The organism is Rhodococcus sp. NPDC006774 (genome assembly GCF_040636045.1).
Lineage (GTDB): Bacteria > Actinomycetota > Actinomycetes > Mycobacteriales > Mycobacteriaceae > Rhodococcoides.
This window is the reverse complement of the sequence record NZ_JBEYIW010000002.1, coordinates 440,699-464,874: the sequence shown is the minus strand read 5'-3', so window position 1 is coordinate 464,874 and position 24,176 is coordinate 440,699. Positions and strand designations below refer to the sequence as shown.

Annotated in this window: 23 protein-coding genes and 1 tRNA gene; 10 read left to right on the top strand and 14 right to left on the bottom strand. The window is 64.9% G+C overall.

From position 1 onward, the window contains the following. Window positions 1–482: 482 nt before the first annotated feature. Window positions 483–1,481 (top strand): DUF368 domain-containing protein, encoded by a 999-nt coding sequence (locus ABZ677_RS05285; protein ID WP_358367149.1) that lies wholly within the window; start codon window positions 483–485, stop codon window positions 1,479–1,481. Window positions 1,482–1,640: 159 nt separating this feature from the next. On the opposite strand, the gene ABZ677_RS05280 is transcribed toward ABZ677_RS05285, so the two are convergent. After that, window positions 1,641–1,715, bottom strand: a tRNA-Thr gene (locus ABZ677_RS05280). Window positions 1,716–1,807: 92 nt separating this feature from the next. On the opposite strand from ABZ677_RS05280, the gene ABZ677_RS05275 reads away from it, so the two are divergent. Beyond that, window positions 1,808–3,271, top strand: a complete 1,464-nt coding sequence (locus ABZ677_RS05275; protein ID WP_358367146.1) for a threonine/serine exporter family protein — start codon at window positions 1,808–1,810, stop codon at window positions 3,269–3,271. A gap of 10 nt (window positions 3,272–3,281) precedes the next feature. Here ABZ677_RS05275 and ABZ677_RS05270 read toward each other — a convergent pair whose 3' ends face one another. Next, the gene (locus ABZ677_RS05270; RefSeq protein WP_008710007.1) at window positions 3,282–3,542 is read right to left on the bottom strand and encodes an MbtH family protein; all 261 of its coding nucleotides are present in this window, start codon (window positions 3,540–3,542) and stop codon (window positions 3,282–3,284) included. Window positions 3,543–3,632: 90 nt separating this feature from the next. After that, a complete protein-coding gene (locus ABZ677_RS05265; RefSeq protein ID WP_037194098.1) occupies window positions 3,633–4,442 on the bottom strand; it encodes an alpha/beta fold hydrolase in 810 nt (269 codons plus the stop codon). A 92-nt stretch (window positions 4,443–4,534) separates the two neighbouring features. Here ABZ677_RS05265 and ABZ677_RS05260 point away from each other — a divergent pair, with 92 nt between their 5' ends. After that, entirely contained in the window at window positions 4,535–5,062 is a 528-nt protein-coding gene (locus ABZ677_RS05260) for a hypothetical protein (protein ID WP_037194096.1), read from the top strand. Window positions 5,063–5,092: 30 nt separating this feature from the next. Beyond that, window positions 5,093–5,746 (top strand): hypothetical protein, encoded by a 654-nt coding sequence (locus ABZ677_RS05255; protein ID WP_358367141.1) that lies wholly within the window; start codon window positions 5,093–5,095, stop codon window positions 5,744–5,746. Window positions 5,747–5,889: 143 nt separating this feature from the next. On the opposite strand, the gene ABZ677_RS05250 is transcribed toward ABZ677_RS05255, so the two are convergent. The 4 genes from ABZ677_RS05250 to ABZ677_RS05235 form a co-directional block, all read right to left on the bottom strand. Then, window positions 5,890–6,378, bottom strand: a complete 489-nt coding sequence (locus ABZ677_RS05250) for an FBP domain-containing protein (protein WP_094630303.1) — start codon at window positions 6,376–6,378, stop codon at window positions 5,890–5,892. Between the two features lies 1 nt (window position 6,379). Beyond that, complete coding sequence (locus tag ABZ677_RS05245) at window positions 6,380–6,946, bottom strand: TetR/AcrR family transcriptional regulator (protein ID WP_358367138.1); 567 nt, start codon at window positions 6,944–6,946, stop codon at window positions 6,380–6,382. A 69-nt stretch (window positions 6,947–7,015) separates the two neighbouring features. Next, window positions 7,016–8,764: an ABC transporter ATP-binding protein gene (locus ABZ677_RS05240; protein WP_358367135.1), complete on the bottom strand. Its 1,749-nt coding sequence runs from the start codon at window positions 8,762–8,764 to the stop codon at window positions 7,016–7,018. Next, a complete protein-coding gene (locus ABZ677_RS05235; RefSeq protein WP_358367132.1) occupies window positions 8,761–10,509 on the bottom strand; it encodes an ABC transporter ATP-binding protein in 1,749 nt (582 codons plus the stop codon). The genes ABZ677_RS05240 and ABZ677_RS05235 overlap by 4 nt, the downstream gene beginning before the upstream one ends. 105 nt (window positions 10,510–10,614) lie before the next feature. Between ABZ677_RS05235 and ABZ677_RS05230 the strand changes: the two genes are divergently transcribed. From ABZ677_RS05230 to rsgA, 3 genes are all read left to right on the top strand, one after another. Then, window positions 10,615–10,788, top strand: a complete 174-nt coding sequence (locus ABZ677_RS05230) for a hypothetical protein (RefSeq protein ID WP_008710019.1) — start codon at window positions 10,615–10,617, stop codon at window positions 10,786–10,788. Between the two features lie 52 nt (window positions 10,789–10,840). Beyond that, window positions 10,841–12,289 (top strand): trehalose-6-phosphate synthase, encoded by a 1,449-nt coding sequence (locus ABZ677_RS05225; protein ID WP_037194081.1) that lies wholly within the window; start codon window positions 10,841–10,843, stop codon window positions 12,287–12,289. 154 nt (window positions 12,290–12,443) lie between these two features. Further along, window positions 12,444–13,454 (top strand): ribosome small subunit-dependent GTPase A, encoded by a 1,011-nt coding sequence (gene rsgA, locus ABZ677_RS05220; protein ID WP_358367128.1) that lies wholly within the window; start codon window positions 12,444–12,446, stop codon window positions 13,452–13,454. A gap of 1 nt (window position 13,455) precedes the next feature. Here rsgA and ABZ677_RS05215 read toward each other — a convergent pair whose 3' ends face one another. Beyond that, the gene (locus ABZ677_RS05215; RefSeq protein ID WP_032376217.1) at window positions 13,456–13,686 is read right to left on the bottom strand and encodes a hypothetical protein; all 231 of its coding nucleotides are present in this window, start codon (window positions 13,684–13,686) and stop codon (window positions 13,456–13,458) included. A gap of 159 nt (window positions 13,687–13,845) precedes the next feature. Between ABZ677_RS05215 and ABZ677_RS05210 the strand changes: the two genes are divergently transcribed. Both ABZ677_RS05210 and ABZ677_RS05205 read left to right on the top strand, forming a co-directional pair. Then, window positions 13,846–15,261, top strand: coding sequence for an MFS transporter (locus ABZ677_RS05210; RefSeq protein WP_094633160.1), 1,416 nt, complete (start codon window positions 13,846–13,848; stop codon window positions 15,259–15,261). After that, a complete protein-coding gene (locus ABZ677_RS05205; protein WP_094632844.1) occupies window positions 15,258–15,662 on the top strand; it encodes a MarR family transcriptional regulator in 405 nt (134 codons plus the stop codon). Before ABZ677_RS05210 ends, ABZ677_RS05205 begins: the two co-directional genes overlap by 4 nt. Window positions 15,663–15,671: 9 nt before the next feature. Here the strand turns inward: ABZ677_RS05205 and ABZ677_RS05200 are convergent, their stop codons facing one another. The 6 genes from ABZ677_RS05200 to ABZ677_RS05175 all read right to left on the bottom strand — a co-directional run bounded on the left by ABZ677_RS05200 (window position 15,672) and on the right by ABZ677_RS05175 (window position 21,661). Beyond that, window positions 15,672–16,418 carry an FAD-binding oxidoreductase gene (locus tag ABZ677_RS05200; RefSeq protein WP_358367123.1) on the bottom strand — a complete coding sequence of 249 codons (747 nt, stop codon included), beginning with the start codon at window positions 16,416–16,418 and terminating at the stop codon, window positions 15,672–15,674. Between the two features lie 405 nt (window positions 16,419–16,823). Beyond that, a complete protein-coding gene (locus tag ABZ677_RS05195; RefSeq protein ID WP_052047962.1) occupies window positions 16,824–17,240 on the bottom strand; it encodes a helix-turn-helix domain-containing protein in 417 nt (138 codons plus the stop codon). After that, window positions 17,240–18,415: a molecular chaperone DnaJ gene (gene dnaJ, locus ABZ677_RS05190; protein ID WP_358367119.1), complete on the bottom strand. Its 1,176-nt coding sequence runs from the start codon at window positions 18,413–18,415 to the stop codon at window positions 17,240–17,242. The genes ABZ677_RS05195 and dnaJ overlap by 1 nt, the downstream gene beginning before the upstream one ends. Window positions 18,416–18,446: 31 nt before the next feature. Then, window positions 18,447–19,079, bottom strand: a complete 633-nt coding sequence (grpE, locus tag ABZ677_RS05185; RefSeq protein WP_037194070.1) for a nucleotide exchange factor GrpE — start codon at window positions 19,077–19,079, stop codon at window positions 18,447–18,449. Beyond that, window positions 19,076–20,920, bottom strand: coding sequence for a molecular chaperone DnaK (gene dnaK, locus ABZ677_RS05180; protein WP_032376212.1), 1,845 nt, complete (start codon window positions 20,918–20,920; stop codon window positions 19,076–19,078). The genes grpE and dnaK overlap by 4 nt, the downstream gene beginning before the upstream one ends. A gap of 240 nt (window positions 20,921–21,160) precedes the next feature. Further along, a complete protein-coding gene (locus ABZ677_RS05175) occupies window positions 21,161–21,661 on the bottom strand; it encodes a Pro-kumamolisin, activation domain family protein (protein WP_094632840.1) in 501 nt (166 codons plus the stop codon). Window positions 21,662–21,958: 297 nt separating this feature from the next. On the opposite strand from ABZ677_RS05175, the gene treS reads away from it, so the two are divergent. After that, a complete protein-coding gene (treS, locus tag ABZ677_RS05170; RefSeq protein ID WP_037194066.1) occupies window positions 21,959–24,139 on the top strand; it encodes a maltose alpha-D-glucosyltransferase in 2,181 nt (726 codons plus the stop codon). The last annotated feature ends 37 nt before the right edge of the window (window positions 24,140–24,176 follow it).

The window sequence follows — 24,176 nt, the reverse complement described above, 5'->3', positions numbered from 1 at the left end:
AAACCGGAACGGCTGAACAGCTCGAAGCACATTGAAAGCCGGCTTCGATCCAGTACTTACGGCAAATTGTGTCGAGTCCCGCTCCGGATATCACCGTTGACCAGCACCGCCTCATCTACCGGGTTTTCCTACCTGACATGTTCGAGGCACCGTCACCCTTCGAACTACGTCGGCAGTCTGGTTAACCTTCAGCAAGCACGCAGAAAGCGGGTAACGTACGCCCCCGGATCGGCTCCTCCGTTTCGGATTCCCGACTCCGATCGGCGTCGGATTTCCGTGCGCGAGGAGCCGATCCAACGCGGGGCGCGAACGAAAGAACTCCGACCCCGGGGATCGGGATCGGAGCAGTGGAACCTCCTGACAGGATCGAACCGTTGACCTGCAGTACATAACCGGGTTCAGGAACCAGGCACCGTCGCCGAACGATCGGCGCTGATCGAGCCGGTGTCAGGTGACATAGCGGCATTTGGGACGATTCGGGCATGACGACGAACCGGCAGACGCCCTCCGACCATGGGGACAACGAGCAGAGTCGACCCAGCCTGGATCAGCGACCCGGACTCGATGAGGTTCCCAGGGGACGGCCGCCGGCGACGGAATTGGCGGCGAACGTCGTTCGCGGCGGTCTGATCGGTCTGGCGGAAACGGTTCCCGGGGTCTCCGGCGGCACGGTCGCCCTGGTCACCGGCATCTATACCAGGGCCATTGCGTCGGCGAAGCATCTGACGGACATCCCCAAGGCCGTGGTGACAAGGTCCGACGTGCGCGCCGAGGTCCGTCAGGTCGATTGGTGGCTGCTCGTCACGGTCGGTGTCGGCATGCTGTTGATGGTGTTCTCGGTGGCGGGAATCATGGCGTCGTTCGTCACGGATCAGCCCGTCCACTCCAAGGCACTGTTCATGGGCATGATCGCGATGTCGGTGGCGATTCCGTTCATGGAGATCACTCGTGGCGCTTTCCCCACCACCCGGTCTCGACTGTCTGCCGTACTTCTGTTCGTCGTTCTCGCTGCCGGAGTCGTTGTTCTCACGTCGTTACCCGGGGTCGAGCCGTCGAGCCCGTCGTTGGTTCTGGTGTTCTTCGCCGCGACGATCGCAATATGTGCGCTCGTGCTGCCAGGCGTGTCGGGGTCGTTCTTTCTGCTCGTAATCGGCCTGTATGCGCCGACGCTCACGGCCGTCGACGAGCGGAACCTGACATACCTGGCTGTGTTCGCCCTGGGCGCTCTGGTGGGGTTGGTCAGCTTCGTTCGAGTGCTCGAGTGGTTGCTGGCGAACTACCACGATCTCGCGATGGTCGCCGCTGCCGGCCTGCTGTTGGGGTCGTTGCGCGCGCTGTGGCCGTGGCAGGGCGAGAACAGAGAGCTGCTGGCCGTCGGCAACGAATGGCCCGCTGCCTTGGGATTGTTCGCCGTCGGAGTTGCGGTCGTGGCTGTGGTCGCCATCGCTCAGCGGCGACTGGCAATTACGCGTACGTCCTGACCGAAACGGCAGGCGTAGCCGGCCATCCACGCCCCTCGTCGGAATCCGCACCGCCTGCAGGCGCCGTGAATTCCCACTAGGGGCGTATGTGCGCGCGAACCCTCCACACCGGCCCCCACAGACACAAAAACCCCGACCCCAGCAGCGGGATCGGAGCAGTGGAGCCTCCTAACGGGATTGAACCGTTGACCGCTCGCTTACAAGGCGAGTGCTCTACCGCTGAGCTAAGGAGGCAGTGAAGCGAGGCAATCATATCCGTTCATCGGACGCTCAGTGTCAACAGGTACCTTGTCGGTGGATCACCCCAGCAACGTGTAAAGACGGTCATGACTTTCCTGCAAGACCTGACGGCTTCGCTGAGCCGTCTCACCGGTGAGCGTCGGGCCACCATCGATACGCCGACCGCTGCACCGTCACCTCTTCGTCCGATCGATCTGACCGACGATGCGTCGGTTGCGGAGGTCTTGGACCTCGCGGTTCGCGTCGGTGAAGTACTACTGGCCTCGGGCACGGCGGCCATGGATACGGCGACCCAGGTGCAGTTCATCGCGGCAACCTACGGCCTCGCACGGTGCGATGTGGACGTCACGTACAACTCGATCACCCTCAGTGCGCACCGCGGCCCGACGCGCCCTCCGGCGTCGACGATGCGCATCGTGCATTACCGCTCGATGGACTTCACACGTCTGGCCGAAGTCGACCGTCTCATCCGCGCCGTGCGCGTCAAGATGGTGCCACCGAGTGCAGCGCTCGAGCGGCTCGACGAGATCACCAAGGCTCCGCACCCGTACAACCGGTGGATCGCCACCCTCGCGTGGTCCGGCATGGCCGCGGCCATCAGTGTGCTGCTCGGCGGTGGCGCGCTGGTGGCTGTGGTCAGCTTCCTGACGACGATGGTGATCGACCGCATCGGACGCGTCCTCAACCGCGCGGGTCTGCCGTTCTTCTTCCAGCAGGTCGTCGGCGGCTTCGTGGCGGCGACACCGGCGATCACGCTCTACAACTTCCAGGACCAACTGAACATCAACATCTCGCCGTCTCAGATCATCGCGGCCGGGGTGATCGTGCTGCTCTCGGGCCTGTCCCTCGTCGGCTCGGTGCAGGACGCGATCACCGGGGCCCCGATCACGGCGGTGTCGAGATTCTTCGAGGTACTGATGATGACCGGCGGCATCATCGCCGGCGTCGCGACATCTCTGCGGTTGGCCGCGCTGATCGGCAGCGATCTGCCGCAGATCAGCAACCTGGCACCACCGGACATCCTGCAGGTCCCCACCAAGGTGATCGCCGGCGCAGCAGCGTCACTGTTCTATGCACTGGCCTGCTACGCCGAGCGTCGGGCGCTGACGGCTGCCTTCATGGGCGGCTTCGCGGGCTCGCTGGTGTATCTGCTCTCGCAGACGCTCAACGTGGGACCGATCATCGCCTCGGCCATCGCTGCCACCGTCGTCGGATTCGCAGGTGGTCTGCTGGCTCGTCGCGCGCTGATTCCGCCCTTGATCGTCGCCGTCGCGGGCATCACTCCCCTGCTCCCCGGCCTGGCGCTGTACCGCGGTCTGTACGCGATCCTCAACGACCAGCTGCTACTCGGCATCAGCTCGCTGTTCGCGGCGTTCGGCGTCGGCTGCGGCCTGGCTGCCGGAGTGACACTGGGCGAGTGGGGTGCCCGCACCCTGCGTCGGCCGCGCATCATCGCGCGCACCGAGGAACTACTGCGCCCGACGCTTCGCCGCACAGAAGAACCGCGCCGACCGACTGTTCGTCGGCGGCGCGGTACGAGCCCTTCGTAAAAGGCGGAACTCAGGCCTCTGTGCTGGGGGTTCCCTCAGCGGATGCGCGTGCAGCAGCGTCGGCCTCCATGGCCTCACGCAGGCTGCGCGGACGCATGTCGGTCCAGTTCTTCTCGACGTACTCCAAGCACGCGGCGCGGGTGTCTTCACCGAAGACGACACGCCATCCCTGGGGGACCTCGGAGAACGTCGGCCACAGCGAATGCTGGTCTTCGTCGTTGACCAGCACGAAGAAGCGTCCGTCTTCGTCATCGAACGGGTTGGTACTCATCTCGCCTCACTCGTCGCGAACGTTTGATTGGTAAGTCTGCACCGTGAGGTGCCACACGACCCTAGCAACGCAGGTCGGGCCTTGGTGGCGTCAGGCCTCGAGAAAGCCGAGCAGTTCCGCGTTGACCGCCTCGGGACGCTCGAGATATCCGTAGTGCCCGGCGTCCGCTATCTCCACGTACCGGGCACCGGGAATGGCGTCGGCCAACTCCTTGCCCAAGTACGGCGGGATCATTCGATCGTCGGCGAATCCGACCGACAGGCACGGCACCGCCACGCCGCGGTAGGCCGCAGTTCGATCGAAATCGTCCTCCATGCCGAGCTGGGCGCGCACTCCGGCGGACGGCGAGGAGGCAGAGAACTCGAACAGGTCCAGCCAGTCGCGTGCCCCACGAGCGTCACGCAACGTTGCAGGCGACAGGTTCATCACCGCGGTCACCGCAGCCGAGTAGGTGCCGGGAAGCTCGACGCGCTTGTCGTACAGCGCTCGTTCGCCGTGGGCGAGAGTCTTCTGGAACTCGTCGACGCGGGCGTGGCCTGCGAGGAACACTGCTTTACGCACCAGGTCGGGTCTGCTCAGCGCAAGCTCCTGCGCGACGCGTGAGCCCATCGACGTTCCGACGACGTAGGCCTTCTCGTCGCCGTTGCGGACGAGCTCGATCAGGCCTGCGGTGTCGGCGACCATGTCTTCCATGGTGATGCCGTGCGTGCTCTCCGACGACGGAGCGATGCCGCGATTGTCGAACGTGCACACCCGGTAGCCCGCTGCTGTGAGAGCGGGCACCTGATGCAGCTCCCACACGCGACCGGGGCTGCCGGTGCCCATGATCAGAACCACCAGGTCTCCACTGCCCTTGACCTGGTAGTTCACGTCGATGCCGTTGATCTTGGCGATAGGCATACGTCTCCTCACTCCTGATGCGTTCGTCGGGGATCGTATCGTTCGGGCCGGGCGCGGGGTTACTCGAACAGCCAGTGGGTACCTGGTGTTACATGACTGACGAGAACGTAGCGGGCGAAGCACGCAAGGGATTGCTCGACGGAATCAAGGGCAAGGCCAAAGAGGTCGTCGGCGCGGTGACCGGCAACGACTCGTTGACAGCCGAGGGCCAATTGCAGGCCGCTCAGGCCCGTGAACACAAGGAAGCACAGGCCACGGAGCGCGTCGCCGAGGCACAGGCCACCGAAGCCGCCGAGGAACTGGCCGACGTGCGCACTGCGGCCGAGAGTCGCAGGGAGGCCGCGGAGGAAAATGCCGCGGTGACCGAGGCGCAGGCAGATCGAGTTCGCGAAACACAGGTGGTCGCGGCCGAACAGAACAAGCGAGAGGCCGTCGCACAGGAGCGCGCTGCCGCGGAGGTCGACGCGACCGCCGAGCAGATCGAGGCCGACGAGGACCGGCGCATCGAGCAGGCCGCCGCGGACTCCGACGAGATGGTGGCTGCACAGAAGCATCAGGAAGCACTTCGGCAGGCCGAGGCCGATCGCAAGAAGGCCGAAGAGCTCCGCAATCAGGCCTGACCCACTACCGCATACCAGGAGTTTCGCTACATGAGCGTTTTAGCCATACCACTGACCATCCTTCGCATTCAGTACAAGATCGCTCGAATTCCGTTGCAGCTCATCGAGACCAATGTGGTCGAGAAGATGAATGCCGAAGCACCCGCCCGGCTGGTGTACGAGCACACGCTCGGATCACTCGACCGTGCCGTCGGAAACCTGTTGGGAGACAAGAACCTCGCCGACCGCGGGGAGACTCTCGTCGACAGCACCGAGAACCGTGCCGAGGCAGCCCGCTTGGACGCCGAGGCTCGGGCCAAGAAGACCGCGGCCGACGACGAACTGAAGGTGGCTCGCGAGACCGCCGAGAAGGATCGCCGCGCAGCCGACGCCGCTGCCCAGGAAGCCGCACGTGACGCCCGCCAGGAGGCCGAGCAACGCAAACGCGAAGCCGCGGAGGAAGCCGAGCGCAAGGCTGCTGCGGACAAGAAGAAGGCCGACGAGCAGGCCGCGGCCACCGCGAAGGCCGCCGAGGATCGCAAGAAGGCCCAGCAGGCTCAGGTCGACAAGCAGGAGAAGCTGGCCGCCGCGCCGTCCGAGGCCGAATTGGCCGAGGCCGCTGAGCGTTCCGACGAAGCCGCCGCCAAGAAGGACGAGACGGAGCGCATCGAGAAGCTGTTCATCGCGGAGAAGAACAAGGACTGACTTCGGTCTTGTCGGCGAATGACGTCGACCGGTCCTATCTCCGACAGGACCTCACACCCTTTTTGCCGACTGCGCGCCCCTACTCGCATCAGAGTAGGGGCGCGCAGTCGTCGATCGCGGCGCGCGGTCCCACCATCAGTTGATCAATCGAGGACGCGAGCGAGAAACGCGGCGATGTTGTCTTCGACTGCCGCGGTTCGTGTCGGGACGTCGAAGTCCTCTTTGAACTGACGGCCCAGCGCCGGGGTCTTCTTCTTGCGTGCGTAGAGCGAGCAGGCGAGGTCCGAGCAGATGTAGGTGCCCACCGTGTTGCCGCGCCTGCCGGATTCGCCTGCCTTGGCGGCAGCCATCAACGACACTCCACCGTTGGCGTGCGTGGTGAGGCAGATGCTGCACATCTGCGCCGTGCGCGGCCCACCGACTTTGTAGCGCAACGAGATTCCACGCAGGCGATCCTCCGAAGGAACGACGATGTAGCTCCTCCCGGCGAGCTTGGGGTCGACCCAACCGAAGAAGTCGAGATCGTCCCACGGCACAGCGTCGAACATGTCGGGAAGGGAGAGCCGACCGGCGTCGCCCTTGGACGAGTTGACGAACGACGACCTGATGTCGCGTTCGGAGATCGGTTCCATGTCACTGCCTCCAGTGCTGTAAAAGTGTGTCGATTCCGTCGAGGATGCGAGCCCAGGACTGCTGCGAGTCGGGCGCACTGTGACCGAACGAGCCAGACGCGTCGAGGCTGGCGTAGCCGTGAAACACACTGCCGAGCAATCGAACTGCATGTACCTGATCCTCTTCACCGAGGTCGTACCCCCGGAGGATCGCTTTCATCATCGTCGAGTGACGCACTCCCGCACTTGCAAGAGCAGTCTCGTGATCGAGCGGAAACTGCGTCGCTGCATAGCGACCGGGGTGTTCGCGCGAATAGTCGAGATACGCGTTGGCGACGGCAACCAGAGCGTCTTTTCCTGCTCGACCCGCCAGTGCCTCGGACACCCGATCGGCCAGTTCCTCCAACGCCAGCAGCGCTATCCCGACGTTCAACTCGTGCGCGTTCTTCAGGTGCGAATACAGGCTTGCCACCTTGACGTCGAAGCGTCTGGCTACCTCACTGGCGGTGACGCGATCGAAGCCGACCTCATCGGCCAGATCCGCTCCCGCCGCCACGATGCGTCGAGCGGTCAATCCTGCACGTGCCATGCCGGCCTCCTCGTTCTTTCGAGGACACCGTAACCAAACCTAAGGGCATTAGGCAAATTGCTATAACAATCAGCGGCCCTGCCACGCCTCCCACAGCTGTGCGTACCGTCCACCGGCCGCGACCAGCTGCTCGTGCGGACCCTGTTCCAGAATCCTGCCGTGTTCGAGGACCACCACACGGTCGGCGGCGGCAGCCTGGGTGAGGCGATGCGCGACGATCAACGTGCTGCGCCCTCTGGTCGCTGCCTCGGCCGCGGCTTCGAGGTCTCGTGCCCCGGAACTGCCGGCTTCTGCAGTGGCCTCGTCCAGCACGGCGACGGCCGGGTCGGCGAGAACCAGTCGCGCCAAGGCCAACTGCTGCGACTGAGCCGCGGTCAACTGATGTCCGCCCTCGCCGACGGCAGTGTCGAGGCCGTTGTCCAGCGTCTCGACCCACGCCCATGCTCCGACGGTGCGCAGTGCGGCTTCCACGTCGTCACGACCGGCATCCGGGGCGGCGAGCAGCACGTCGTCGACCAACCGCCCGGCGAACACGTGGACTTCCTGGCTGACGATCGCGACGTGCCGCCGCAACCCTTCGCTGCCGAGCGCATCCAGTGATGCACCCCCGACACGAACCGTCCCCGACGTCGACGCCATCGAACCGGCCGCGATGGATGCGATCGTGGATTTGCCTGCGCCGGTGGAACCGACGAGTGCGACGGTCTCGCCGGCGTCGACCCGGAGGTTCACTCCGTGCAGCACCTCGTGGCCGGACTCGTACTCGTGTCGCAGATCGGTGACGTCCAAGGTGGCGTCGGCGGGCGCGGAACCGTCGCCCACGGGTCGCTCGTCGGGGATGTCGATGACGCCGACCAGTCGAGCCAACGATGCTCCGGCTGACTGGATGTCGTCGAACGTGAACAGCAGGGTCCCGATCGGATTGAACAGTCGGTGGAACAGCAGTGCTGCGGCCGTCGTCTCGCCGACGGTGACGTAATCGCCGCGCACGAGCAGGAATCCGGCCAACAGGATCACCGACAGTCCGACGCATTCGGCACGATTGTTCCGAGATGCGAATCGAGTGAGCAGGCGGAACACGTCGACTCCGATGTCGCGGGCCTTCGCCGACGCCCGATCGATCTCTTTCAGATGCGCCGACTCGAGTCCGTACGCGCGAACGGTTTTCGCGCCCTGCATGCTGCTGACGAAGGACTGCGCACGCTCGCCCATCGCCACGCGTTCGGCCGCGTACTTCGGGGCCGAGCGCGGCAGATACCAGCGCAGAGCGAGGACGTACATCGGCAGCGCGACGAGCCCGGCCAGGCCGAGCCGCCAGTCGATGCCGAGCATCGTGATCATGCTCAGGCATACGAGCAGGAACGCGCCGACGAGCTGCGGGATGACCTCACCGATCGACTTGGCCATCACAGCGACGTCGTCGCCCACCCGGGAGAGCAAGTCTCCCTTGCCCACTCGCTCGAGCGTGGCCACCGGCAGATGCAGCGCGCGCCGCACGACCGCCTCACGCAGCGACGCCAGAATGCCCTCACCGAGACTGCTGATGAGATAGCCGCTGAACCCGGTGACGATGCCGCCGACAACCGCGGCCACCGAGATGACGACGACCACTCCGATGATCGCCGACGAGTCGGCTCCGTCGCGGACTCGGTCGACCAGAACACCGAGCACGTAGACGGGCACCAACGACATCGCCGCCGCAATTGCGCCGAGGAGCAGCGTGACCGCCGTACGCGCCCGTCGTAGCTTCAGCTGTTCGAGCAGCCACTTCCCGGACCGGGCTCCGGTGGCGATAGGAAGGAGTTCGGGGGTGGTCATCGCAGCACCGCGTCCTTGTACTGCGCGTCCGAGGACGCGAGATCGTGGTGCGTTCCCTCGGCGACGACGCGACCGTCGTCGACGACGAGAACGCGATGGGTCACCGACAGCAGCGCGGGGCTGGTGGTGATGAGGATCGTTGTCTGCGAGGTTCTTTCGGTGTGTCGGAGTTCGGCGATGCCGCGAGCGATGGCGTGCTCGGTGACCGCGTCGACAGCGGTGGTGGGGTCGTGCAATACCAGGACCGGGGCGTCGACCGACAGTGCTCGCGCCAAGGCCACTCGCTGGCGTTGGCCGCCGGACAGGCTGGCTCCGCGGTCGGTGACAGAGTGATCGAGACCGGCATCGTGCAATTCGACGACGTCGGTGGCCGCGGATGCCTTAAGAACTCGGTCGAGTTCGGCGTCGGGCCGCTCCCGCCCGGCGGTGACGTTGCTGCGGACGGTGCCCGCGAACAGGTCGGTGATGTGGGGCTCGACGAGCACCGTCTCGCGGGCGCGTCGAAGATCGATTTCTCCCGCCGCAATGCCGCCGATACGAACAGATCCGGTGTAGTCGGCGTCGGAGATCTGCCCGGACAGCAGCGTGGCCAGCGCTTCCCCGTCCTGGGGCCGGTAGGCGACCACGCCGAGCATCTCGCCCGGTTCTGCACGGAAGGTGAGTCCGTCGAGGGAACGGAACCGGACGTTGTCGACACCGAGATCGGCCGCTACGGGCACCGCGGATTCCGACTGCGGCAGAACGTGTTCCGCACCGAGCACCAACGCGAGCCGGTCGGCCGATCCGCGCACCATCGCAACGACGCCGGGGATCCTCGCCAATCCGGTCAGGGGTTCGATGACGAACTGGGCGAGGCCGATGACCGTGATCAATTCACCGACCGAAATGCGACCCTGCAGCGCGAACCAACCTGCGGTACCGGCGATCCCGACGGCCAGCAACGCGTTGACCGTCGCCGACAAGCCCTGATAGACGTTGTTCGCGCGAGCCAACTTCAGAGTCGCAGCCAACGCTGTTCGACTCGACGTCACGAATCGCTGCGTCGCGGCATTCTCGGCACCGATCCCGCGCAGCGGCCGCACTCCGCTGACCAGATCGGTGGCCATACCCGACACACCGGCCACCTCGGCCTGCTGTGCGGTGGCAGCACGGGTGAGCAACGGAGCGAGACGTTGCAGCGCGATCAGGATGACCGGCGTCCCGATGACGACCGCCAGGCCCAGAGGAATATCGATGATCAGCAACGCCACCGCCGAGGCGACGACCGCCACGGCCGATGCGAAGACCCGGGCGATCAGATCGAGGATCCAGGACTCCTTCTCGGCGTCGGAGGTCGAGACCGTCAGCAACTCTCCTGCCGACAGCTCGGTACGCACACCCCGCGGATCGAGGACGCGACCGGCGACCTCGACGCGCACCAGATGCGCCTCCCGCTCGATGGCGACCACGATGATGCGGGCACCGACCCGCCACGCGTACGACAGGGTGACGAACAAGGCCGCCAGACCGACCAACGACAGAATCATCGCGGTCACATCACCGGTGTCGATGGCCCGCGAGACGATCAGGCCGATGGCCACCGGGACCATCGTTTCGCACAGTTGATGCACCCCGAACAGCAGCGACGAGACGATCAGGCGGGTGCGATGCCGTCGTACGGTGCGGCGGAGAATCGCGGAGCCGGTGGCCGGAGAAGGCACCTCCACCACTGTCCGAGCATGGCGGAGCGGCACAGAATCGGTCATTTGCTGCAGCCTATGGCATCGGGAACTGGCGATGGGGCGCCACATTTACATAGAGTCGGGTCCAACGAACACCGTGTAAGCCCAGCAGAGAGTACGGAGAACACCATGCCTGCCAAGACTTCGACCGACAACGACATCGCCGACGAAGACATCGTCCCACTCGAGTACGAGACGGCCAGCCAGGCTCAGCGCGTCGTCGCTGCCTACGCGACCGATGCCGACGAATGCCGCATGTTGCTGTCGATGTTGGGTATAGATCCCGTAGCGAAGACCGACTGACAGGTTTTCGCAGGACTGTTTACCCAGGGATCTACAAGCGGATTGGACAGTTGTGGCTGACGCCTCGCAGGGTTCGGATTTTGTCGTCGTGGCCAACCGGTTGCCGGTCGATCTGGAAAAGCTTCCGGACGGAAGCACACGATGGAAGCGAAGCCCAGGCGGGTTGGTCACCGCTCTCGAACCGATTCTGCGTGCCAACAAGGGTGCGTGGGTGGGGTGGGTCGGCGTCTCGGACGTCGACGTCGAGCCGTTCGTCGAGGACGGCCTCCAGCTGCGTCCGGTCACGATCAGCGAGAAGGAATACACCCAGTACTACGAGGGCTTCTCCAACGCGACGCTGTGGCCGCTCTATCACGACGTCATCGTCAAGCCGGAGTACGACCGCGACTGGTGGAACGCCTACGTAGAGGTCAACCGCCGCTTCGCCGAGAAGACCTCCGAGGCCGCAGCACAGGGCGCGACGGTCTGGATCCAGGACTACCAGCTCCAGCTCGTCCCGAAGATGCTGCGGATGCTGCGCCCCGACCTGACCATCGGGTTCTTCCTGCACATCCCGTTCCCGCCGATCGAACTGTTCATGCAGATGCCGTGGCGCACCGAGATCGTCGAAGGACTGCTCGGAGCCGACCTCATCGGTTTCCACCTGTCCGGCGGCGCGCAGAACTTCCTCTACCTTGCCCGACGCCTCGCCGGGGGAACCACCTCGCGCGGAACTGTCGGAGTGCGGTCCAAGCTCGGCGTCGTGCAGGTCGGCTTCCGGACCGTGCGAGTCGGCGCGTTCCCGATCTCCATCGATTCCGGTGACCTCGACACCAAGTCGCGCTCCAAGGCCGTCCGTGATCGCGCGAAGCAACTGCGCAAGGATCTGGGGAATCCCAAGCGCATCATGCTCGGCGTCGATCGCCTCGACTACACCAAGGGAATCGACGTTCGACTGAACGCGTTTCGCGAACTGCTCGAAGAGGGCCGCGTCGATCCGGCCGAGAACGTCATCGTGCAGTTGGCGACGCCCAGCCGGGAACGCGTCGAGAGCTACGTCGCCATGCGCGGCGAAATCGAGCAGCAGGTGGGCCGCATCAACGGCGAGTACGGCCAGGTGGGCCACCCCGTGGTGCACTACCTGCACCGGCCGATCCCCCGCGACGATCTGCTGGCCTATTTCGTTGCCGCAGACGTCATGCTGGTCACCCCCTTGCGCGACGGTATGAACCTCGTCGCCAAGGAATACGTGGCCTGCCGCAGCGATCTCGGTGGCGCGTTGGTGCTCAGCGAATTCACCGGTGCCGCAGCAGAACTGCGCCAGGCGTACCTGTGCAACCCACACGACCTGGACAGCGTCAAGGACGCGATCATCGGAGCCCTCGAACAGGAACCGGAATCGGGCAAGCGACACATGCGCGCCATGCGTCGGCAGGTGCTCGCGCACGACGTCGATCGCTGGGCCCGCTCCTTCCTGACCGCGCTCGCAGCGCCGGCGGAGGGCACCAACCTCACCCGCTAAATTCGCTTTCCAGACACCGTCGACGGCTGCTACTTTGCCGTCGACGGTTTTTCATGTATCGAGTTCATGCGTTTTCACGTGAGGAGGTGGGCATCGTGGCCACCTGGACGATTGCACCCCTGAGCCCTCGTTCCTCCTCCCCCAAGGATCTCGCATGTCTCCACTCGAGCATTACGGCCTCGATCAGCACTGGCTGACGGAATTCGAAAAGCATTCTCAGGAAACAACTCTCGCCCGCGTCGTTCGCGTCGACCGCGGTGAATTCGACGCCGTCACCGACAGCGGCATCGTCCGCTGCACCGGCACCGGTATCTGCACCGGCGATTGGGTGACACTGGACTCGTTCAGGCTCGTTGCCACACTGCCTCGCCGCACATCCATCGAACGCGCCTCCGCCGGATCCACCTCCGACATACAGGTTCTCGGAGCCAACGTCGACACCGTCGTCGTCACGGTCGCGTCGGACACGGCCCTCGACCTCGGTCGCGTCGAGCGCTACATCACCCTCGCGTGGGGCAGCGGCGCTGTTCCCATCGTCGCGATCACCAAGACCGACAGCGGAAGCGTCGCCGAAGAGCTACTGCTGGCCGCCGCGCCGGGCGTCACCGTGTGCAGCACCAGTGCGGTGTCGGACGGCGGAATCGACTCGTTGGCAGCACATCTGCGCGGCACGGTCGCCCTGATCGGGCCGTCGGGATCCGGAAAGTCGACACTCGGCAACGCCCTGTTGGGCGGTTCGGTTCTCGCCACCGGTGCCACCCGGTCGGCCGACGGCAAGGGCAGGCACACGACGGTGCATCGGGAATTGGTGCCGATTCCTTCCTCGAGCCTGGTGCTGCTGGACACCCCGGGTTTGCGTTCCGTGGGCGTACAGGGATCGGAAGGCGCTGTGGCGAGCGCCTTTTCCGACATCGAAGAGCTGGCCGAGTCGTGTCGATTCGGTGACTGCGCGCACGAACACGAACCCGGCTGTGCGGTACTCGCCGCCGTCGATGCGGGTCAGCTCACCGACAGAAGGTTGGGCAACTACCGAAAACTGTTGCGGGAGAATGCCTGGTCGACCTCGAGGCACGACGCCCGAGCGCGCAGCGAGAAGCTGCGCGAGTACAAGCAGATCTCGAAGTCGCTACGCCAGAAATACGCCGTCGACGGCAAAAGGAGGTAGGTCAGCTCTCGTCGAACAGTGAGGGACTGTCGGTCTCCGCCTCGGCCTGCCGTGCCGAACCTTCACTGCTCGACGCCTTCCGCACCACCTCGACCGTGGTGGTGCGTACCGACAACCGATGGCCGTCGTGATGCTCGAGCAACGCCAGACCCTGACGGATCTCGAGCACCTTCCACGGGCCTGCGTGACCGGACGCCTGAACCAGGTCGCCTGGTGCGATCTCGGAAGCCACTGTTGTTCTCCATTCACCGAGCAAGCATTTCGGGGTCGAGCAAGTCTGTGACACACACCCTATCGGGCGTGCTCTGCGTGCATCTCACTTGCTCGCCGAACAAATTAGGAGTACTCATGTAATAGTTGTAGATATACAAGCATTATCGCGGAGGTGAACGTGGCCGAGTTGACTCGACGACACCGGTATCTCGTGCTCGGCATCTGCTGCCTGAGTCTGTTTCTCGTCAGCACCGACAACACGATCGTCAACGTCGCACTGCCGTCGATGCGCGCAGATCTGAACGCTTCGGTATCGGGTCTGCAGTGGATCATCGATGCATACACGCTGGTCGTGGCGTCACTGCTGATGCTCGGCGGCTCGATGGCCGACAAGTACGGCCGCAAGCGCTTCTTCCTGATCGGCACCGGAACGTTCGTCCTCGGCTCCTTGCTGTGCAGCGTCGCACCGTCGCTCGGCTGGCTCGTCGCCTTCCGCATGCTGCAGGCCGTCGGCGGCTCGATGATGAATCCTGTCGCGATGTCGATCATCACCAACACCTTCACCGACCCGAAAGAACGTGCAGGAGCCATCGGCATGTGGGGTGCCGTCGTCGGAATCTCCATGTCTGCGGGTCCGGCCCTCGGCGGCATCCTCGTCACCGGTGCCGGTTGGCAGTCCATCTTCTGGATCAACGTCCCCGTCGGGATCTTCGCCTTGGCGATGACACTGAAATTCGTCCCGGAATCCAAAGCCGAACACTCACGCAAGTTCGATCCGGCCGGCCAGTTCCTCATCTTCGCGTTCCTCGCGTCCCTGGTCTTCACCATCATCGAAGGTCCCGCGAAGGGTTGGGGATCGCCGCTGATCGTGTTCACCGGTGCCGTCGCCGTCGGCTCTCTCGTCGGACTGCTGGTGGTGGAGTCGCGAATAGAGGAACCGCTCATCCAACTGAAGTTCTTCCGGAGCGCGCCGTTCAGCGGAGCGACGGTGATCGCGGTGTGCGCATTCGCGTCCCTCGGCGGATTCCTGTTCCTCAACACCCTCTATCTGCAGGACGTGCGCGGATACTCACCACTGCACGCCGGTCTCTACACCCTGCCGATGGCGTTGATGACGCTGATCTTCGCGCCGATCTCGGGCCGCATCGTCGGCACACTGGGAGCGCGCATTCCGCTGCTCGTCGCCGGTATCGGCTTCGTGGCCTCGGCGCTGATGCTCACCCGCCTGACTCCGACGACCTCGTTCGCGTGGCTGGCCGTCGCGTACGTGATTTTCGGAATATCCTTCGGCATGGTCAACGCCCCGATCACCAACACCGCGGTGTCCGGAATGCCGCGCAGTCAGGCCGGAGTGGCATCCGCCATCGCGTCGACGAGCAGGCAGGTGGGTCAATCGCTCGGCGTGGCCGTCGTCGGATCCATCGTCACGGCGAGCATCGTCGGTGAGATCTCCGACGGCTTCACCGCTGCCGCGGTTCCTGCGTGGTACGTCATCGCAGGCGCAGGCGTGGTGGTCACCGCGCTCGCGGTGGTCACCACCGGCCGGTGGGCCCGCGCGACCGCCGATCGAATCGACCAACCGGTGCTCGTATGACCGGGACCGAGGCAGCCCTCGTCTGGCGCGAGATGCGTGCGCTGATGCTCGAGAAGCACGACACCCGCCGAGCCGTCGCCGACGCCACGGGGATGAGTTTCCTGCGGGCCAAGCTGCTCACCAAGTTGCTCGCGGGCGATCGGACGGTGACCGAACTGGCCGAGATCCTCGCCTCCGATGCGCCGTACGTCTCGCTCAACGTTCGCGAGCTGGAAAAACGGGAACTGGTGATCCGCACCGAAGATCCCACCGATCGCCGACGCCGCATCATCGGACTCACCGAATCCGGACGCCTCCTCGCCGAGAAGGCCCGAGCGATCGCCGACGCCCCACCGCCGGAATTCACGACGGTATCCGCCGAAGACCTGGCACATCTACGACGGATTCTGCAGCTGCCCTGATTACTCGCTTCAGCGGCGGATGGCGTCGAGCGGTGTGCCGATCTCGACGAGCGCGCGCACGGTCGCCGCTTCCATTCCCGGCGAGCCGCAGACCAGGATCTGGCGATCCGGGAACGGGCCCTGCGTGGCGACGACGTCTGCCACACTGCCCTCCCAGCAATGCTCGGGCTCGAAGAACGCTGTGCTGGAACCGATCTCGGCATGAATGCGATCGTTCCATCGATCCGACGCCCACGGCTCGTGCAGTTGGTCGACGACGGGAACGACGGTCAACCACGGCAGCTCCGACGCCATCAACCACAGCATGTCCCCGGCGTACAGATCGCGAGGCGACTTGCCGCCGACGAACAGCGTCACATTCGGTGGCCGCTCCCAGCGCGTGAGGTCGAGCAGAATCGCGCGCAACGGAGCGAGGCCGGTGCCACCCGCGATCATGACGACGTCGCGCCCCGAATCGTCGACGTGCAGACCGCCCTGCGGATCGCTGATCTGCCACACGTGACCGGGCCGCGTGTCGTTGACGATCGAGCCGCTCACCCACCCGGCCGGCACGGCTCGAACGTGGAATTCCAACTTTCCGTCTCGCGACGGCGGCAGCGCGGGTGAGTATCGCCGTGTCAGCGCAGCGTTCTGGGGCACTGTCACCGACACCGACTGGCCTGCCGCGAACGGCACAGCATCGCCTTCGAGTCTGATGACCGCGAGGTCGTTCCGAAGGCGATGATATTGAACGACCGTCGAACTCCACGCCTGCATGCCGACCAGGATAGGGGTCGAAGCGGGGTGTCTCGCAAACGCGCGTGAGGTTCGGCACCCCCGCCCCGGTCGACGCCGCAAATGCGCGCGCGTTTGCCGAACGCGCGCGGAATAGTGACCGATCGCCGGCGAATCCGCGCGCACCTGACGAACGCGCGCGCGTTTGCGAGGACGTGTGCAGCAGAGACCCGGGCTCAACACCCGCGGACCGACCCGACCTCAGATGCCCAGTCGACGCCAGGTTCGCCACCGCCGACGCCCCAGTCGAGGCCGCAAATGCGCGCGCGTTTGCCGAACGCACGCGGAATAGTGACCGATCGCTGGCGAATCTGCGCGCACCTGACGAACGCGCGCGCGTTTGCAAAACGGTGGAGGGCGAACGGTGAAAAGGGCGAACCCTCGAATTCAGCGCTGGTGCTTCGGCTTCCAGACCACCAGAGCGTTGCGTTGAATCGGCACCAGGTCTCGGCGATAGCTGGCGTGCACGGCCGCCAACTCCTGAGCCAATTCGCTGATACGCGACTGCAGGGCCTCGACCTGATTGGTCAGCTCGATGATGCGCTTGATACCGGCCAGGTTGACGCCCTCGTCCTGCGAGAGTCGCTGCACTTCGCGGAGCAGTGCGACGTCACGCGGCGAGTAGCGTCGACCGCCGCCGGTGGTGCGATGCGGGGTGACGAGTCCGAGTCGATCGTAGGTACGCAGCGTCTGCGCATGCATGCCCGCCAGTTGAGCCGCGACGGAGATCACGAAGATCTGGGCGTCGGGATCAGCTTGCCCGCCACCGGCTTTCGCGGATCCGCCCTCGGGAGGGACCGACATCACACACCTGCCCACCCGGCCCGCGGGTCGAATCCGCTGGCCTTCTCGGCTTCCAGATAGGTCTTCAGAGCGTCGGTAGCAGCATCGTCGAGTTTCTGCGGGACGGCAACTTTGACGGTCACCATCAGGTCTCCGGTACCGGACTTCTTCGGGATACCGCGTCCACGCACCCGCAGCACTCGGCCGTCGACGGTGCCCGGTGGCACCTTCACTCCGACGCGACCCTCGAGGGTGGGCACCGACAGTGTCGTACCGAGCACCAGTTCTCCGTAGCTCACCGGAACGGTCACCGTCAGGTCGTCGCCGGTTCGGCCGAACACCTTGTCGGGCTTGACCCGAACCGTGACGAACAGATCGCCCGACGGCGCTCCGCGCAGGCCGGCTTCGCCCTGACCGGCGAGCCGGACCTTCTGACCGTCACTGATACCGGCCGGGACGCGCACGGTGATGGTGCGGGTCCGGTTCTGCACTCCGGTACCGCGGCAGTCGGCGCACGGGTCGTCGATGATGGATCCGGTACCGCGGCAGTCGTCGCACGGCTCACTGAAGCCGAACGCGCCTTGGTTTCTGTTGACGACACCCTGGCCGTTGCATTTGGGGCACACCCGCGGGCTGGTTCCGGGCTTCGCGCCGCTGCCGTGGCAAGTGGTGCACGAGGACGGGCTGGTCAACCGCAAGGGGACCGTAACGCCCTGTGCCGCTTCACGGAACTGCAGCGAGGTCTCGGTTTCGACATCACTGCCGCGTCGGGGCCGATTGTTCTGCGGGCGCTGCTGCGCGCCGCCGCGATTGAACAGGCCACCGAACAGATCGCCGATTCCGCCGTCGCCGCCGCCTTGACCGAAGATGTCGCCGACATCGAAGGTCTGGCCGCCGCCGCCGAAACCGCCTGCGCCGGGTGAGAATCCACCGCCGCCGCGGTTACCGAACCCGCCCGAGGCGAACAGCCGTCGTGCTTCGTCGTATTCCTTGCGCTTGGCCGGGTCGGCGAGGACGGCATGCGCCTCGCTGACCGCCTTGAACTTGTTCTCGGCCGACGCGTTGCCGGGATTGGCGTCGGGATGGTTGTCCCTGGCCAACTTTCGGTACGCCTTCTTGATCTCTTCTGCAGTCGCGCTGGAGGAAACGCCCAGCTCCTTGTAGAAGTCCTTCTCGATCCACTCCCGCTGGCTCACCGGGCGTTTCCTCCTCTCGCGCTATTTCTGTTTACTGCTCGTCGGACGCGGGTGCATCCGATTCTTGTGCTGCATCGTCCACCACGCCGACCATCGCGGTACGCAGGACGCGCTCGCCGAGCTTGTAGCCCTTGCGCATCAGCGTTCCGACGACCGGGCTGCTGCCGTCGCCCTCGTGGGAGACGGCCTCGTGGATGGCCGGGTCGAAGGCATCGCCCTCGGCCCCGAAAGTGGTCAGGCCGATGTTCGAGAACACCCCTGCCAACTTGTCTGCCACTGCCTTGAGCGGTCCGGTTTCGAGATCGCCGTGCTGGCGAGCTCGCTCGAGGTCGTCGAGAACCGGAAGAAGCTGCGAGACGACGGACGCCTTGGCGTTCTCCGCTCCGGTCTGCTTCTCGCGGTCGGTACGACGCCGGTAGTTGGCGTACTCCGCCGAGACGCGCTGCAGATCTGCGGTGAGTTCTGCGACCTGAGTGTCACGCGGGTCTTCCACAACGTCACCGTCGACGGTCCCTTCGTCCACCGAGTCGGGCTGGGGCGCAGCCCCGGTGCCCACCAGGGGCTCCGGAACTGCGTCACCTTCCCGTACTTCACCGGTCTCGGGATCGATCTTTCGCTTGTCCACGAAAGTGACCGGTTCTTGCTCGGTGTTCTCCGACGTCACTTCTTGTCCGTGTCGTCGGCGGGCTCGTCGACAACCTCTGCGTCGACGACACCGTCGTCAGCGGCCTGCGCGCCACCCTCTGCGCCGCCCTGCTCCTTGGCCTGAGCCTCGTAGATGGCGGTGCCGAGAGCCTGCGACTCGGTCGAGAGCTTCTCCACGGCGGTCTTGACTGCCGAGATGTCGCTGCCCGCGAGAGCCGTCTTGGCGTCGGCGATGGCGGTTTCGACGCGTCCCTTGAGCTCGGCGTCGACCTTGTCCTCGTTGTCCTTGACGAACTTCTCCGTCTGGTGGACGAGGGACTCGGCCTGGTTGCGGACCTCGGCCTCTTCGCGACGAGCCTTGTCCTCGTCTGCGTGAGCTTCCGCGTCGGCGACCATGCGGTCGATCTCTTCCTTGGACAAGCCGGAGCCGTCCTGGATCTTGATCGTGTTCTCCTTGCCGGTGCCCTTGTCCTTGGCCGTGACGTGCACGATGCCGTTGGCGTCGATGTCGAAGGTGACCTCGATCTGCGGGACGCCGCGAGGAGCCGGAGGCAGCTCGGTCAGCTCGAAGGAGCCGAGGAGCTTGTTGTGCGAGGCGATCTCGCGCTCACCCTGGAAGACCTGGATCTGCACCGAGGGCTGATTGTCGTCAGCGGTGGTGAAGGTCTCGGAACGCTTCGTCGGGATGGTGGTGTTGCGCTCGATGAGCTTGGTCATGACGCCACCCTTGGTTTCGATACCGAGGGACAGCGGCGTGACGTCGAGGAGCAGAACGTCCTTGACCTCACCCTTGAGGACACCGGCCTGCAGTGCAGCACCGACGGCCACGACCTCGTCCGGGTTGACGCCCTTGTTGGGCTCGCGTCCACCGGAGAGTTCCTTGACCAGCTCGGAGACGGCGGGCATACGCGTCGAACCACCGACGAGCACGACGTGGTCGATGTCCTTGACGGCGATGCCGGAGTCCTTGACCACTGCCTGGAACGGCGCGCGGGTGCGGTCGAGCAGGTCGGAGGTGATCTTCTGGAACTCCGAGCGGCTGAGCTGCTCGTCGAGGAACAGCGGGTTCTTGTCGCCGTCGACCGTGATGTACGGGAGGTTGATCGAGGTGCTCTGCCCGGAGGACAGTTCGATCTTCGCCTTCTCGGCGGCCTCACGCAGACGCTGCAGCGCCATCTTGTCCTTGGTCAGATCGATGCCGTTCTGAGCCTTGAACTTGTCGACGAGCCAGGTCACGATGCGCTCGTCCCAGTCGTCGCCACCGAGGTGGTTGTCGCCGGAGGTCGCACGGACCTCGACGACGCCGTCGCCGATTTCCAGCAGCGAGACGTCGAACGTGCCGCCACCGAGGTCGAACACGAGAATGGTCTGCTCGCTGTCGCCCTTGTCCAGGCCGTATGCGAGAGCTGCCGCGGTGGGCTCGTTGACGATGCGCAGGACGTTGAGGCCGGCGATCTGGCCGGCTTCCTTCGTGGCCTGACGCTGTGCATCCTCGAAGTACGCGGGAACGGTGATGACCGCGTCGGTGATTTCCTCACCCAGGTAGGCCTCGGCGTCGCGCTTGAGCTTCTGCAGCGTGCGCGCGGAGATTTCCTGAGGGGTGTACTTCTTACCGTCGATCTCCACGGTCCAGTCCGTGCCGACGTGGCGCTTCACGGAACGAATCGTGCGGTCGACGTTGGTGACCGCCTGGTTCTTCGCGGGCTGGCCGACCAGCACTTCACCGTTCTTGGCGAAAGCGACGATCGACGGGGTGGTGCGTGATCCCTCGGAGTTGGCGACGACAACCGGTTCGCCGCCCTCGAGGACGGACACGACCGAGTTGGTGGTCCCGAGGTCGATACCGACCGCACGAGCCATAATGTTTCCTCCTGTTATTGCGTGGATTCAGTCCCTGGGTGAGCGAACTCCACTCAAGTTTGCATAACGCGATCTGTCGCGTCAACTTCCAACTTGAGCCTCATCCACTCAAGGCTGCTGACCTGCACAACGGAGGGTGTGGCGAATTTGTTCCCCACTGCCGTAGGCACACACAGCAGTACGCCGCGACGATCACGAGGATCGTCGCGGCGCAGCGGGGAGAAAGTATCGCTGAAGGAGTTACTCGGAAGGCTCCTCGACCGGGGCGGGGATGCAGCTGTGGGTGAGCAGTCCACCGGTGATGTTGTCGAGGAAGTTCGCGTCCAGCGCACTGGCGAAGGCTGCCGCACCTGCGGGGCGAGCCATCCATTCGCGATCGACAGAAGGCACGGTGTACGTCGCTGCTTCGCCGGCCTTGATGGTCGTCTCGGTGTTCTGACCCTGCACGCCCGGCAGTGCGCCGTAGTTGACGTTGACGTTCGACGCGTCGTCGGCACCCACGTTGTCGACCTTGACCTGAAGTGCCACGACGCCACCTTCCGGCGCGTCCTCGACCGTGGTGTCGCAGACAGCGGCCATGGTCACCACCAGGTCTGGGCTTTCGAGAACCACCGAGCCGAGCGGGCCGACGGGCTCGGGGGCAGGTTCGGCCGATGCGGCGGGTGCGAGGGCAACCGCACCGATGGCGGCGGCCAGAGCGGCCGTCGAGGCCAGGATCGATGTGCGGGCAAGACGTCGCATGAACAACTCCTGTAGCTGAAGGGGATGTGACTCATGAGTCTGATGTGACTGATGGGACAGTTGGTACCTGTTTCACTATGTCCTAAAGGAATCAGACATTCCACACCAGGCGGTATCGATTCGATGACGTTCGCATATCGAAGTAAAAGGCCCCCAACGAATCACATCGATGTAGTTCGGCGTCGTTCTCACCGGTCGGCGAGCCAGGTTTCACCGGTCGTCGATCAGGGGAACCACAACCCTGCGGATCGGCCGCGCCCTACGTAGGGTTGAAGAAAAGCGAGGCTACGGAGGCACATGGATCCCGAAGTGCAGCACGAACCGAGCGAGATCACCTACGACGAGAAGTTCTATCCGGCTCGGCCGAAACCACTTCGACCTTCGGTGCGTCGCGCCAATCGGAGCAACAGTCCCACCCCGGACAGCGAGCCGGTGGCATCGAACCCCGAGTACGTGGACTGGCTCACCGAGCAGTCGATGTTGCGCGACGCCAAACTGATCGCCGAGCAACTCTCGGGCAAGGGCAGCATGTGGCAGAACCCGTATGCCGACCCCGATCCTCGTGCGGCCGTCGAGCGCGCTCCGGTGTGGTTCACCGCGTACCCCATCTCGGTGATCAACGCCCCGCAGACGAGCTTCCTGAGCACTCTCGGCGACGAGAAGCTGTGGCAGGCCTTCTCCGAAATCGGTGTCACCGCAGTGCATACCGGCCCAGTGAAGGTGGCAGGCGGTATCCACGGTTGGCGTCCGACCCCCTCGGTCGACGGCCACTTCGACCGCATCGGCATGCAGATCGACCCCGCGTTCGGATCGGAAGAGGAGTTCCGACGCCTCTGCGTGGTGGCCTCGGCATACGACGGCATCGTGATCGACGACATCGTCCCCGGCCACACCGGCAAGGGTGCGGACTTCCGGCTCGCCGAGATGGCCGTGGCCGACTACCCCGGCATCTACCACATGGTCGAGATCGAGCCGCAGGATTGGCATCTGCTCCCCCGGGTGCGCGCGGGTGCCGATTCACAGAACATCGACGCCGAGGCCGAGGCCAATCTCGCCCGCGCCGGCTACATCATCGGTCAGCTGCAGCGCGTGATCTTCTACGAGCTCGGTGTGAAGGAAACCAACTGGAGCGCAACGCCTCCCGTCGTCGGCATCGACGGCGTCGAACGCCGCTGGGTGTACCTGCACTACTTCAAGGCCGGTCAGCCGTCGATCAACTGGCTCGATCCCTCCTTCGCCGGCATGCGACTGGTGATCGGCGACGCGTGTCACTCCATCGCCGACCTGGGCGCAGGAGCACTACGCCTGGACGCCAACGGCTTTCTCGGCGTCGAGCGTCGAGCCGAAGGACCCGGCTGGTCCGAGGGCCATCCCCTGTCGGAGGCGGCGAACCATCTGATCGCCAGCGTGGTGCGCAAGATGGGCGGGTTCACCTTCCAGGAGTTGAACCTGACGATCGACGACATCAAGGCCATGGGCACCAACGGTGCCGACCTGTCGTACGACTTCATCAACCGGCCCGCGTATCAGCATGCGCTCGTCATGGGGAACACCGAATTCCTCAGGCTCACCATGACTTTGGCCCGCGACCACGGCGTCGACACCGCATCCCTGGTGCATGCGTTGCAGAACCACGACGAGATGACCTTCGAGCTCATCCACTTCGCCACCCTGCACGCCGAGGACGAGTTCACCTACGGCGGAGAGGCGGTCAAGGGCAGCGATCTGGGCGACCGTATCCGCGGTGAACTGACCGATCGACTCACCGGACGCTGGGCGCCGTACAACCGGACCTTCACCACCAACGGAATCGCCTGCACCACAGCAAGTGTGATCACCGCATCGCTCGGAATCCGCGATCTGGACCGGATGGACGAGCAAGACATCGAGACGGTCAAGCGGGCCCACCTGCTGCTCGCGATGTACAACGCGTTGCAGCCGGGCGTGTTCGCGCTGTCCGGTTGGGATCTACTGGGCATCCTGCCGATCGCGGCCGACGAGGTGGACGACCTCATCCGCGAAGGCGACACCCGCTGGATCAACCGCGGTGCACACGATCTGATGGGGTACTTCCCCGAGGCCGTGCGCTCGGAGTCGGGCATCCCTCGCGGGCGCAGCCTGTACGGCTCGCTCCCGGAGCAGCTGGCGGATCCGCAGTCGTTCGCCCGCCAGTTGGCGCGAATCATCGAGTTGCGCAAGCGGTTCGGGATCGCCACCGCTCAGCAGATCGACATTCCGACGGTCTCGCACAAGGGCCTGCTGGTCATGGTGCACGAGCTCAGCCAGGGAACCATCCAGGCCACGGTGCTCAACTTCTCGTCCGAGGAGATCAGCGCGACCATTCAGTCCAAGCACCTGGTGCCCGGTACGTGCGCCATCGACGTCTTCGACGACAACGAGATCGCGACCGTGGACGAGCTGAACAGCTTCCCGATGACACTGCGTCCGTACGAGGGCGTACCGGTGGTGCTGCGCTGAGACCGCAGCCCGTCACCGCCGACGGATAGACTCCTGC